Origin of the sequence: Christiangramia aestuarii (genome assembly GCF_009735585.1) — a bacterium.
In the GTDB taxonomy this organism is placed as follows: Bacteria; Bacteroidota; Bacteroidia; order Flavobacteriales; family Flavobacteriaceae; genus Christiangramia; species Christiangramia aestuarii.
This window is the reverse complement of sequence record NZ_VJVW01000004.1, coordinates 406,712-419,043: the sequence shown is the minus strand read 5'-3', so window position 1 is coordinate 419,043 and position 12,332 is coordinate 406,712. Positions and strand designations below refer to the sequence as shown.

Below are 12,332 nucleotides of genomic sequence, written 5' to 3'. Positions count from 1 at the left end.
ATGCAGGTAGAAGAAACGCCTTTAAAAGACTGTTTTCTTATAAAACCTACAATATTTAGGGACCATCGCGGTATTTTCCTTGAAACCTATCAGCGCAAGCGGTTTGCTGAAATCTCGGGCATAGATGAAGAATTTGTCCAGGATAACCAATCGGTTTCCAAGTATGGTGTTTTGCGCGGAATGCATTACCAGAAAGGGGGATACGCCCAGACCAAGATCGTTAGGGTGATCTACGGACGGGTACTGGATGTGGTCGTAGACCTTCGGCCTGATTCTCCTACTTTCGGGCAAACCCATTCTGTGATACTCGATGATGAGAATCTGCACCAGCTGTATGTTCCAAAAGGATTTGGCCATGGTTTTCTGACCCTTTCAGAAAAGTCGGTTTTTGCCTATAAATGTGATCATTACTACACCCCGGGTTCTGAAGCAGGCATTATTTTCAACGATCCAGACCTGGATATAGACTGGAATTTCCCGGAAAGGTCCATGATCCTTTCAGAAAAGGACAAGGAATTACCAACTTTTAAGGAGGTCTTTGGATGAAAAATATTCTAGTAACCGGCGCGAAGGGGCAGTTAGGCCAGTGCCTGAAAAAACAATCGAAAAAATTTCCCGACTTCAACTTTTTTTTCTGTGATTCCAGGGAACTAAATATTACCGATAAAGATACTTTAAGAAGCTTCTTTTCTGAAAATGGAATAGATTATTGTATCAATGCTGCAGCCTATACCAATGTAGAAAAGGCTGAAACCGACAAAGAAAAAGCATACCAGGTAAATGTGGAAGGGGCTAGAAATGTAGCTGAAGTCTGCCGGGAAAATGGCACTAAGCTTTTTCATATTTCCACAGATTATGTCTTTAACGGAAAAGCTGAAACTCCCTACAAAGAAACAGGCGAGGTAGACCCGATCAATGTCTATGGGGCCTCTAAATTAAAAGGGGAAGAGGAGATAATGAATGTTCTGGATGAAGTTTTCATTTTTAGAACTTCTTGGCTTTATTCTGAATTTGGCCACAACTTTTTCAATACAATTCTTAGAAAGGCCGATGAAAAAGCCGAACTAAACATAACAACCTCTCAGCTGGGTACTCCTACCAACGCGAACGACCTGGCAGCATATATATTAGAGATTATAGCAAGCGGCTCCACGAAATATGGTTTATACCATTTTAGCAACGAAGGCTCGGCAACCTGGTATGACTTTGCACGGGAGATACTTGTTTATTCAGGGAAACTGGACCAGGTAATCCTGAACAAAACTGGATTTTTTAAGACCCAGGCAGAGAGACCTGCATACAGCGTGCTTTCAAAGCAAAAAGCAATTGAGACCTTTGGCCCCGTCCTTAACTGGAAAACGAGTCTGCACGCTTTAATTGATGAAAATTGATTAATTTTTGACCAACTAAGAAGCTATGGCTAAAAGAATATTGATTACCGGTGCCGCCGGATTTTTGGGTTCCCATCTTTGTGACCGATTTCTGAAAGAGGGATTCGAGGTAATAGGGATGGACAATCTCATTACCGGGGACCTGAGGAATATCGAGCATTTGATGAAGGAAAGGAAATTCGATTTTCATCATCATGATATTACTAAATTCGTTCATGCTCCTGGCGAACTGGATTATATTCTGCATTTCGCCTCGCCGGCCAGCCCCATAGATTATTTGAAGATCCCTATCCAGACCCTTAAAGTGGGCTCTGTGGGTACATTGCATTGCTTAGGCCTGGCCAAGGAAAAGAATGCGCGCATACTTATCGCTTCTACCTCTGAAGTTTACGGAGATCCACTGGTGCACCCTCAAAATGAGGAATACTATGGAAATGTGAACGCTATAGGCCCAAGGGGAGTCTATGATGAGGCCAAGCGTTTCCAGGAATCTATTACCATGGCCTATCACCGTTTTCACGGGCTGGAGACCAGGATCGCCAGGATATTCAATACCTACGGACCAAGAATGCGTCTTAACGATGGCCGAGTGATCCCAGCTTTTATAGGCCAGGCCCTGCGGGGAGAAGATCTTACCGTATTTGGGGATGGTTCCCAAACCAGGTCCTTCTGTTATGTAGACGATCAGGTAGAAGGCATTTACAGGTTGCTTTTAAGTGACTATTCAGACCCGGTGAATATTGGTAATCCTAACGAGATCAGCATCCTTGATTTTGCCAGGGAAATCATCAAGCTTACGGGAACAGACCAGGAGATCGTGTTTAAGGAACTTCCGCAGGATGACCCGCTGCAAAGGCAGCCGGATATTTCCAGGGCAAGAGAGATCCTTAAATGGGAACCCAAGGTGTCCAGGGAAGAGGGGATGAAGATCACTTACGACTATTTTAAAAGCCTGAGCCCGGAAGAACTTCAGAAAAGGGAGCACAAGGACTTTTCTGAACATATAAGAAGATAAAAATGATGAATAACGGACTGGTTTCGGTGATCATGCCCGCCTATAATTCAGAGGCATTTATTGCTGAAGCTATCCGGTCTGTCATTCAACAAACCTACCCAGACTGGGAGCTGCTTATCATCGATGATGCTTCTACAGATGCTACAAAAAAGATAATTAGAAAGCTCTACCAGGACGACAACAGGATACGCCTTCTGGAAAATTCGGAGAACAGGGGCACCCATTACACCCGGAACAAGGGAATAAAAGCCGCACAGGGCGATTTTATAGCTTTTCTGGATGCTGATGACCTTTGGAAGCCGGAAAAGCTTAAAAAGCAATTAGAATTGCTTAGCAAGGAAAACCTGGCTGCCTGCTTTTCCAGCTATGAACTCATGGCCGAAGATGCAAGCCTGCTCAATAAGAAAATAGAAGCCTTGCCGGAGCTTACATACGATAAGCTGCTAAAAGCAAATTATGTAGGTAATCTTACCGGTGTCTATGATCAGCGAAAGCTGGGCAAGATCTACTGCCCCGATATTTCCAAGAGACAGGACTGGGCCCTATGGCTTAATGTGATAGAAAAAGGAGGACCCATGAAGGGCATTAGGGAACCCTTGGCCATTTACAGGCTTAGGAAAAATTCTATCTCTACCAATAAACTGGAGATGCTTCGATATAATTTCAATATTTATCACAAGATACTTGGCTACGATCTTTTGTCGAGTACCTGGAAAATGCTCATTTTTCTTAACGAGCAGTTCTTTGTGAAGTCCCGGCAGGTTAAATCTACGATATCTGGGAAGTAAACTGTTTCAGTTTTCCGCTGCGGCTGCGTTTTAGAATATCTTTCCTTTCAAAAACGATGACCAGGTTATCGCCCACATAGATTTTTACGGCATCCATGATCCTTGCTTTCTGCTCGGTTGTAAGCTCATTTTCACTCACATAATTAATATGGAATTCATCTGTTTTTGTCTGTATGATGACAAATTCCTTGATGTTCCCGTTATCCTCGATAATGGTCTTGGTAACGTAATAAAAGGTGAGTCCGGGAACCACTTTTCCGTCGGGCAGCCTGGCGATATCATTGGTCCGGCCAATGAGTTTGTCCAGAATAGGCTTTTTTAAGGTGCTTTTGGTTGAGAGACAGCCAATATCCCCAATATCGTAACGTATCATGGGATGGGCCTTATTGTATAGCGAAGTGATCACCACCCGGCCTTCCTCACCATAGGGAAGAATCTGGTCATTTTCGTCCAGTATCTCGATATAAAGGTCTTCAGAGTTCACGATCCAGTGATTTTCAGTATCCTCAAAAGCGATGAGGCCCACTTCACTGGCGCCGTATTCATTTATTACCGGAACTCCCAGGGAAGCTTCTATAAGCTGCTTGTCCTTTTCAAAAAGCCTTTCAGAAGTGACTATACATATCTTAAGACTGGGGCAAAGCTCTTTCAGGATAATCCCCTTATCCTTCAGGAACCTGGCGAAAAGAACTATCGCACTGGTATATCCGTTGAGGTAACTGAAGTTCGATTTCCTGAACCGCTGCAGGAATTCTTCCATCTTTTTTTCGCTGAGATCGAAAATATTGAACCTGCGCCTCAGGCTTATCCTGTCTTTCAAGCGCTCCTGAATATTTCCGTAGAAGTCCAGTGGGATCCCATAAAACCTGGCCTGCAGGGATTTGTTGAGGTCTATCCCGTACCAGTGATACCTGTCCTGAAAGCCGGCCCAGCTCAGGGCGTGGGCAAACCTGTTCTTGGCAAAAATAAAGGGATGCCCGCTGCTGCCAGATGTCTTGCCAACATAAGCAGTTTTTGTGTTATAGGTGGAGCTAAGTCTATCCTTCAGCGGTTGCTGCAGATCAGACTTTTTCATGATAGGCACGTGCTGCCAGTCGTCAAAACCGTCCCAGTTAAAGAATTCCCCGTAAAAGGAATTATGCTGAATATGGTAATCCAGGATGGCATTGCGGCGCCTGCGCTGGTACTCAGCATAGTCAGTTTCGGGGATGTTCTGGATCTTTTCCAGGGTTTGCTGCGCCCTTTTTATCGGGAATTTATTCAGCTGTAAAGAAAGTTTGAACCAATCCAAGGGCAGAGAAGCTTTTTTAACGATTTTATTCGTGCTTCAATTTACAAACAATTATTTTTGAAGCAATATTTAAAAAATTTATCCAAATGAATATTCTTATCCTTGGCTCTGGTGGCCGCGAGCATACTTTCGCCTATAAGATCGCTCAAAGCAGTAAGTGCAGTAAGTTATATGTGGCGCCCGGCAACGCGGGGACCGCAGAGATTGCTGAAAACCTGCATTTGAATCCTATAGATTTCCCGGCCGTTGGTAAAGCTGCTTTAGATAAGGATATTTCTATGATCGTGGTTGGTCCGGAAGATCCTTTGGTGAAAGGGATCGTAGACTTTTTCGCGAATGATGAGCAATTGAAAGATATTCAGATCATTGGGCCTTCAAGCCGTGGCGCACTTCTGGAAGGAAGTAAAGAACGTGCCAAGGAATTCATGGCCATGCATAAGATCCCAACGGCCGCTTATGAAAGTTTCAGTTTTGAGAGCCTGGGAGCAGGAAAGAAATTCCTTGAAACCCTCGAACCTCCATACGTACTAAAAGCCGATGGCCTTGCCGCCGGGAAAGGGGTTTTGATCATCGATGATCTTGAAGAAGCCAAGAAAGAGCTGGAAAATATGCTTTCAGGTAAATTCGGTGCGGCCAGTGAAAAGGTGGTCATCGAGGAATTCCTGGATGGGATCGAGCTAAGCGTTTTTGTTCTAACCGATGGGAAAAATTATAAAATCCTGCCTACCGCCAAAGATTATAAAAGAATTGGAGAAGGGGATACCGGGTTGAATACCGGAGGAATGGGTGCAGTATCACCTGTTCCCTTCGCAGATGAGGAACTCATGGCCAAGATCGAGGACAGGATCGTAAAACCTACGGTAGAAGGTCTTAAAGAGGAAGAAATAGACTATAAAGGCTTTATTTTTATTGGCCTAATAAAAGTCAAAGGTGAACCTTTCGTAATAGAATATAACGTGCGAATGGGCGACCCGGAGACCGAGGTGGTATTGCCAAGGATCAAAACTGACCTGGTGGAACTCCTAGAGAACACATGGAATGGGACCCTGGATAAAATCAGCCTGGATATTGATGAAAGAGCGGCAACAACGGTGATGATGGTGAGCGGGGGTTACCCGGAATCCTACGAAAAAGGAAAAGTTATTTCAGGAATAAACGATATTGAAGATTCTATCGTTTTCCATGCAGGTACAAAGAAAGAAAATGGAAATATAGTGACCAGTGGAGGGCGTGTGATCGCGTTGACCTCTTTTGGGGAAGATTACAATAAGGCACTAAAAAAATCTTACCAAAGTGCAGAAAAGCTGCAATTTGATAAGATGTATTTTAGAAAGGATATAGGTTTTGATCTATCCTAAGAAAGAGTGAGAAGTAGATTCTCTGTTTTCTTCATTTCTATCATTGAAGATCTTTAACTGCTTCATCCAGTATAGGAAAGCAACGAAACCAATGATCATGAAAATCCAGTTAAGGATGTTCGCAAGAAACCAGGAATCCAGCTCAAGCGCTCTAAGCGCATCTAGAGGATAAAAAAGTATATTTTCAAAAAGCCACTGTATTCCGTAAAAAAAATCTTTCATTTTCTGAACTTTAATTGTGAGTACAAAAATATAAAAAACCCGAATGCTAACAAGCTTTTTTAGCAAATCCAAGCCTTTTAACCTCGTGGTCATCATCGTTTTGATGAGCCTTTTTTATATAGGAGCTAATGCAGGTCACTGGGACGAGGGTTTCGACTGGCTGGAGCTGCTGGAGAAATTAGCGGTTTTACTGGTTCTTGTTCTTAGTCTTTTAGTGCTCAATTTTATCGCTAAAAAGAACGAACTCACCAAAAGGAGTGCCTATAAAACCCTGTTATTTGCCATTTTTGCGGTTTCCTTTGTAAGCCTCTTGCGAAACGAATCTGTCATCATCGCCAACCTGTGCGTTTTATTCGGGCTTAGAAGGATCATCAGTTTAAAATCGCATATAGCGGTACAAAAGAAGATCTTCGATGCTGCCTTCTGGATTTGCATCGCCTCTTTATACGATTTCTGGTCTGTATTATTTCTGATACTGGTATTTTTCGCGATCCTTAATTTCGCTTCAAGTTTCAGGAACTGGCTGGTGCCTTTTGTGGCCATCCTTGCAGTAGCCTTATTAACCGTCTGCTTTCATTTACTGGCTTATGACCAGTTCTACAGCTTTACAGACTGGTTCCAGGCCAGTAATTTCGATTTCTCGAAATACGGGGACTTAAAGCTGCTTATCCCACTCAGCGTTTTTTTAACCTTGCTGCTTTGGACCCTAATCCAGTATTTCTCGGCTATTCAAAAAGCTAGCATAAACCGTAGACCAGTACTGAGCATGATCCTGCTTAGTTTGATAATTTCGGCAGCTGTGGCGATATTTTCTCCCACCAAGAACGGAAGTGAGCTCATTTTCTTTTTCGTTCCCCTAAGCATTATTGCCTCCAATTACTTCGACAGTAAAAAGGATCGCATCTTTAAGGAAGTGATCCTGGCCACCCTTATTTTAATGCCCGTGGTCGTGGCTTTTTTCTTTTAGGCGTAATGTTTAGGTTTGGTTTGAGCCAAACTCTCTTAAAAATAATATCTTTGTAGCGGTTGTATTAAATGCTTAATGCAGCCGGATAATTAGTAGAAAAAGAAGAAATTATATCACATGTTTTCAGATAAAGCCAACCACATATTTCAGGAAGTAATAGAAAAATACCACGAAAAAGATAGCGTAGACCAGGAATTTCATAATCCTTATGATGCTGAAAAGAACCTGATCGAGCACCTGTTATTTAGAAAATGTTGGATAGATACCGTACAATGGCACTACGAGGATATTATTCGTGACCAGAATATAGACCCGGTAGCCGCCCTTGAACTCAAAAGAAAAATCGATGCTTCTAACCAGGACCGCACCGATACGGTAGAATATATAGACAGCTATTTCCTGGAAAAATACAAGGATGTACAGCCTAATACAGATGCGACCATAAATTCTGAAAGCCCGGCCTGGGCCATAGACAGGCTTTCGATACTTGCCCTGAAGATCTACCACATGCAGGAGGAGGCAAATCGCAAAGATGCTTCCCAGGAGCACCAGATGAAGTGTAAGGCCAAGCTGGATGTTTTACTGGAGCAAAGAGTAGACCTGTCTACGGCTATCAACCAGCTACTGGAAGATATCGCCAAAGGTGAAAAGTATATGAAGGTGTACAAGCAGATGAAGATGTATAACGACGACGAACTGAATCCGGTACTTAGAGGTAATAAATAGTTTTTATGGAAGGCTCTGGCAATTCTTTGGCTGATCATAGCGAAAAGGGGCTGCATATTCTGGTAATCCGGTTTTCGGCCATGGGGGACGTGGCCATGATGGTCCCTGTCTTAAGCGTTTTGGTCGAGAAATATCCGCAGCTGGAGATCACCATTCTTACCAGACATTTTTTCGCCCCGCTTTTCAGCCATTTACCCAATGTAAGGACCTACGAGGCCGACCTTAACGGTATTCACAGCGGCATGCTCGGCCTGGGCACCCTGGCCAGGGAACTTCGGGATGAGGAGATAGACGTGGTGGCAGACCTGCATGATGTGATTCGCACCAATGTGCTGCGTTCCCTTTTCTATTTCTACGGAATCCCCTTCAAACAGATCAATAAGGGCCGCTCTGAGAAAAGATCGATCACCCGGGAGAACAACAAGGAATTCAGACCTTTAAAATCCACTCACCAGCGTTACGCCGATGTGTTCGCAGAACTGGGATATCCTATAGACCTGGACGATTATAAAGTGCCTCCTAGACGAACCCTGCTGCCAAAAATTTACGAGGTAGTGGGAAAACAATCTAAGAAGTGGCTTGGACTGGCTCCTTTTGCCCAGCACGATTCCAAGTGCTATCCTAAGGATCTCATGGAACAGGTGCTTACAGAGCTTAATTCCAAGGGAAATATTAAGATCATTATGTTCGGGGGCGGCGATACCGAAAAAACACAGCTGGAGGAATGGGAGAGCAAATTCGAAAATTGCGTTAGCGTAGTTGGGAAATTGCGTTTTGCCGAAGAACTGAGCCTCATCTCCAACCTGGACGCCATGCTTTCCATGGATAGCGGGAATGGACATATGGCGGCGAATTTCGGGATTCCCGTCATTACTATCTGGGGAGTGACCCATCCTTATACAGGTTTCAAACCCTTTAACCAGCCACTGGAAAACAGTATTCTGCCAGATCTGGATAGATACCCGAAAATCCCAACTTCGGTTTATGGGAATAAAGTACCTGAAGGCTACGAAGATGTGATGCGCAGCATTCCGCCTGAAAAGGTTATAGAAAAGATCCTGGAAAAGCTATAAAAACAGCTTGAAAAGAATAGGAATGATCCTGAAGCAAAGAAACAAATCTTAAGCTTCAGGATCATTTATTTTATACATCATCAAAATCCACTTTCAGGGTAGGAGTGGTAGGATGTGCCTGGCAGGTAAGAATAAAACCTTCCTTGATCTCTTCGTCGGTAAGGATCTGGTTTTTGCTCATTTCAGCCTTTCCTTCAGTGATCCTGGCCATACAGCTGCTGCAAATACCTCCTTGGCAGGAGTAAGGAACATCTATATCGTTCTCTAAGGCAACATCCAGAACAACTTCTTTCCGGTCCATGGAAAAAGAGAATTCTTCATCGTCTACAAGAATGGTCACGGCAGTAGCTCCATCTGTATCGCCCTCGATCTGCTTTTCATCTTCTGTGGTGGTGAAAAGCTCGAAAAGGATCTGCTCATCCTTTACCCCGTTATCCTTAAGTACTCCGGAAACATGCTTGATCATTGGTTCTGGCCCGCAAAGATAGAATTTGTCGAAAGGATTGTCCTTGAACTTGTTCTTTACGATATAGTTCACCGTGCTGGTCTCGATACGGCCAAAATGTGCGTTATCTTCCCTGGTCCTGCTATAGATGAACTCAACGAACAGCCTGTGGGGAAATTCGGCCTGTAGCTCCAGTAGCTCTTTGAAAAATATGGTATCGTCTACAGATTTGTTTCCGTAGGTAAGCACGAACTTGCTGTGGGGTTCGTCCCTTAAAACGCTCTTTATGATAGATAAGATGGGGGTGATCCCGCTTCCCGCAGCAAATGCCGCGTAGTTCTTTCTTCCCTCGCCGGGTTCGAAAACGAATTTTCCTTCGGGTGGATGTACCTCTAGGATATCGCCGGCAACCAGTTTATTATTGGCGATCACGGAAAATCTTCCTCCTTCTACCTCCTTAACCGTTACCTTGAATTCTTCTGAATTTGGCGCTGAACATAACGAATAAGCTCTTCTGATCTCCTCGCCGTCAGCCTTGGTTCTAATGGTGATATATTGTCCTGCTGAAAAGTTAAACTCCTCTTTTAGATTTTCGGGGATCTCAAAAGACAAACTTACCGCTTGTGACGTTTCACGTATTACTTCCTTAATTTTTAGCGGATAAAAATTGCTCATTATTTTTTATTTGTGCGCAAAAATACAAAGTATGAGGGTTTTTAAAATGTAACAAAAGTTTAAATTTAGACACCTATTGGATAAATACATCTATTTATGTTCAAAAAGTTCCTCTGGCTGGAATTCAAATCTTTTTTCAGGTCTGCCAGTTTTGGTAAAAGTTTAGGCCTAAAGATCCTGATGGCATTTTTAGCCCTGTACTTCTCTGTGATGTTTCTCTCCTTGGGGGTTGGAATGTTTCCTTTGTTTAAAGAACTATACCCGGAGCGGGATCCCCTTAAGGTGGTAAACAGTTTTATGCTGGCCTATTTCGTTTTTGAACTTATTTTCAGGTTTCTTTTACAAACCCTGCCGGTAATGGATATCAAACCCCTTATGGTACTTCCTGTTAAGAGAAGTAAGGTGGTGAATTTTGTCCTGGTGAAATCGCTGTTCTCCTTTTATAATCTTTTACCCTTACTGCTATTTATTCCTTTTGGCCTGTATTGCATCATTGTAGAAGATTATGATTCAGGCTCCATGCTGGGCTGGATGATAGGAGTGTACGCGAGTATACTTTGTATTAACTACCTGAACTTTATCATAAAGAAACGTTTCACCGAGAACCTTAAGGCGCTTATCCCGTTGGTGGTTATCGCCCTGGTGTTTGTCCTTCTGGATTACCTCGGGATCTTCGATATCACTCATTATTTTGGAGAACTATTCAATTACCTGGTAGCTAATCCGTTAATGGCTCTTATTCCGGTGGCGCTGCTGGTATTGTTATATCTGTGGAATTTTCAAAACCTGAAAGGAAAGTTCTACCTGGATGCGGGACTTAAGGCCAAGAGCAAGGAAGTGAACATCCGGGAATATGGCTGGACCAAAAGATTTGGAAGCATCGCGCCCTTCCTGCAGCAGGATATCAAACTTATATGGCGTAATAAAAGGCCTAAAGCCACCATTTATATGTCTCTTTTGCTGCTGGGTTATGGTCTTTTGTTCTATCCCAATGATACCTACCAGGGGATGCCGGCATTTTTTGTGTTCGTAGGGATCTTTATTACGGGTATTTTTATGATCAATTTCGGGCAGTTCGTGCCTTCCTGGGATTCTTCTTATTACCCCATGATCATGGCCCAGAATATTCCCATGAGGCAGTACCTGGCTTCCAAGCTGGGGCTTATCACCTTCAGCGTGGTAGTGCTGTTCATCTTATCCACACCGTACGTTTATTTTGGCTGGGAGATCTTATTGCTCAATTTTGCCTGCGCGCTATACAACATGGGCGTGAACGCTCCATTATTGCTATTTGCAGGCTCCTTCAATAAAAAGGCCATAGACCTGGATAAAAGCCCGTTCATGAACTACCAGGGCACTGGCGCTTCACAATGGCTGGTAGGTTTACCCTTATTGCTTATCCCGATCTTCTTCTTCTGGATCATCAATAAATTCGTCAATTACGAGGTGGCCGTCGGCTTCCTGGCCATACTGGGAGTCCTGGGACTTATTCTTAGGCCGGGCTTATTAAATTACCTGGCCCTGAGATATCGCAAAAGGAAATATGTGATGATACAGGGATTCAAACAAAAAGGAGATTAAAATTTTAGAAAAATGATCACAGCAACAAACCTTTCAAAAGTATATAACGGAAACAAGGTCCTTGATATAGAACACCTGGAGATTCCGTCTGGACAGAATTTTGGCCTGGTAGGGAACAACGGGGCAGGGAAGACCACCTTTTTTAGCCTGCTACTTGACCTAATACAGCCAACCTCCGGAAATATTTTCAATAACGAAATCACGGTAAGCGAAAGCGAGGACTGGAAGCCATTTACATCTTCCTTCATCGACGAAAGTTTCCTTATTGGCTATTTAACCCCAGAGGAGTACTTCTATTTTATTGGAGAACTAAGGAACAGGAACAAGGCCGATATTGATGCTTTCCTTACCCAGTTCGAAGATTTATTCAATGGAGAGATCATAGGAAGAAAGAAATATCTGCGTGACCTTTCTAAGGGTAACCAGAAGAAAGTAGGCATCGTAGCGGCCCTTATTGGCGATCCTGAAGTGGTGATTCTTGATGAGCCTTTCGCTAACCTGGATCCTACCACCCAGTTCAGGCTTAAGAAACTGCTGAAGGACCTGTCGCAAACTACCGGGACCACCGTCCTTATTTCCAGCCATGACCTTATCCATGTGACCGAGGTTTGCGAGCGAATCGTGGTGCTGGATAAAGGGGTGATTGTTCGGGATATTGAAACTTCTGAAGCCACCCTGAACGAACTCGAAGAGTATTTTTCCGCAGAAATTGCCGAAAGCTAGGGCCTTTCACTTATTGGACTTTAGAAAAAGAAGTTTACTTTTACATACTAAACCAGCGGTATCTTAGTTATTCTTGA

At 43.5% G+C, this 12,332-nt stretch carries 13 protein-coding genes; 10 read left to right on the top strand and 3 right to left on the bottom strand.

The annotated features are described in order from the left end of the window. The 4 genes from rfbC to FLP08_RS12275 are packed head-to-tail and all read left to right on the top strand — an operon-like array spanning position 1 to position 3,194. Entirely contained in the window at positions 1–546 is a 546-nt protein-coding gene (rfbC, locus tag FLP08_RS12290) for a dTDP-4-dehydrorhamnose 3,5-epimerase (RefSeq protein ID WP_156277033.1), read from the top strand. Continuing rightward, on the top strand, positions 543–1,391 hold the full coding sequence (gene rfbD / locus FLP08_RS12285) for a dTDP-4-dehydrorhamnose reductase (protein ID WP_156277032.1): 849 nt from the start codon (positions 543–545) through the stop codon (positions 1,389–1,391). The genes rfbC and rfbD overlap by 4 nt, the downstream gene beginning before the upstream one ends. Before the next feature lie 25 nt (positions 1,392–1,416). Further along, positions 1,417–2,406, top strand: coding sequence for a UDP-glucuronic acid decarboxylase family protein (locus tag FLP08_RS12280; protein WP_156277031.1), 990 nt, complete (start codon positions 1,417–1,419; stop codon positions 2,404–2,406). 2 nt (positions 2,407–2,408) lie between these two features. Further along, positions 2,409–3,194 carry a glycosyltransferase family 2 protein gene (locus FLP08_RS12275; RefSeq protein ID WP_156277030.1) on the top strand — a complete coding sequence of 262 codons (786 nt, stop codon included), beginning with the start codon at positions 2,409–2,411 and terminating at the stop codon, positions 3,192–3,194. On the opposite strand, the gene FLP08_RS12270 is transcribed toward FLP08_RS12275, so the two are convergent. Then, entirely contained in the window at positions 3,175–4,485 is a 1,311-nt protein-coding gene (locus FLP08_RS12270; protein ID WP_156277029.1) for a phenylacetate--CoA ligase family protein, read from the bottom strand. The genes FLP08_RS12275 and FLP08_RS12270 overlap by 20 nt on opposite strands. Positions 4,486–4,571: 86 nt before the next feature. Here FLP08_RS12270 and purD point away from each other — a divergent pair, with 86 nt between their 5' ends. Then, positions 4,572–5,843 (top strand): phosphoribosylamine--glycine ligase, encoded by a 1,272-nt coding sequence (gene purD, locus FLP08_RS12265; RefSeq protein WP_156277028.1) that lies wholly within the window; start codon positions 4,572–4,574, stop codon positions 5,841–5,843. Here purD and FLP08_RS12260 read toward each other — a convergent pair. Further along, a complete protein-coding gene (locus tag FLP08_RS12260; protein WP_156277027.1) occupies positions 5,835–6,065 on the bottom strand; it encodes a DUF6341 family protein in 231 nt (76 codons plus the stop codon). The genes purD and FLP08_RS12260 overlap by 9 nt on opposite strands. A 43-nt stretch (positions 6,066–6,108) precedes the next feature. On the opposite strand from FLP08_RS12260, the gene FLP08_RS12255 reads away from it, so the two are divergent. The 3 genes from FLP08_RS12255 to FLP08_RS12245 all read left to right on the top strand — a co-directional run bounded on the left by FLP08_RS12255 (position 6,109) and on the right by FLP08_RS12245 (position 8,831). Next, positions 6,109–7,032, top strand: coding sequence for a DUF6427 family protein (locus FLP08_RS12255; protein ID WP_156277026.1), 924 nt, complete (start codon positions 6,109–6,111; stop codon positions 7,030–7,032). Positions 7,033–7,149: 117 nt separating this feature from the next. After that, the gene (locus FLP08_RS12250; RefSeq protein WP_156277025.1) at positions 7,150–7,758 is read left to right on the top strand and encodes a DUF4254 domain-containing protein; all 609 of its coding nucleotides are present in this window, start codon (positions 7,150–7,152) and stop codon (positions 7,756–7,758) included. Positions 7,759–7,763: 5 nt separating this feature from the next. Continuing rightward, positions 7,764–8,831, top strand: a complete 1,068-nt coding sequence (locus FLP08_RS12245) for a glycosyltransferase family 9 protein (protein ID WP_156277024.1) — start codon at positions 7,764–7,766, stop codon at positions 8,829–8,831. Positions 8,832–8,901: 70 nt separating this feature from the next. Here FLP08_RS12245 and FLP08_RS12240 read toward each other — a convergent pair whose 3' ends face one another. Beyond that, positions 8,902–9,951 carry a ferredoxin--NADP reductase gene (locus FLP08_RS12240; protein ID WP_156277023.1) on the bottom strand — a complete coding sequence of 350 codons (1,050 nt, stop codon included), beginning with the start codon at positions 9,949–9,951 and terminating at the stop codon, positions 8,902–8,904. Positions 9,952–10,047: 96 nt separating this feature from the next. Here FLP08_RS12240 and FLP08_RS12235 point away from each other — a divergent pair, with 96 nt between their 5' ends. After that, positions 10,048–11,532 (top strand): DUF5687 family protein, encoded by a 1,485-nt coding sequence (locus FLP08_RS12235; protein ID WP_156277022.1) that lies wholly within the window; start codon positions 10,048–10,050, stop codon positions 11,530–11,532. 12 nt (positions 11,533–11,544) lie between these two features. Next, complete coding sequence (locus FLP08_RS12230; protein WP_156277021.1) at positions 11,545–12,255, top strand: ABC transporter ATP-binding protein; 711 nt, start codon at positions 11,545–11,547, stop codon at positions 12,253–12,255. The last annotated feature ends 77 nt before the right edge of the window (positions 12,256–12,332 follow it).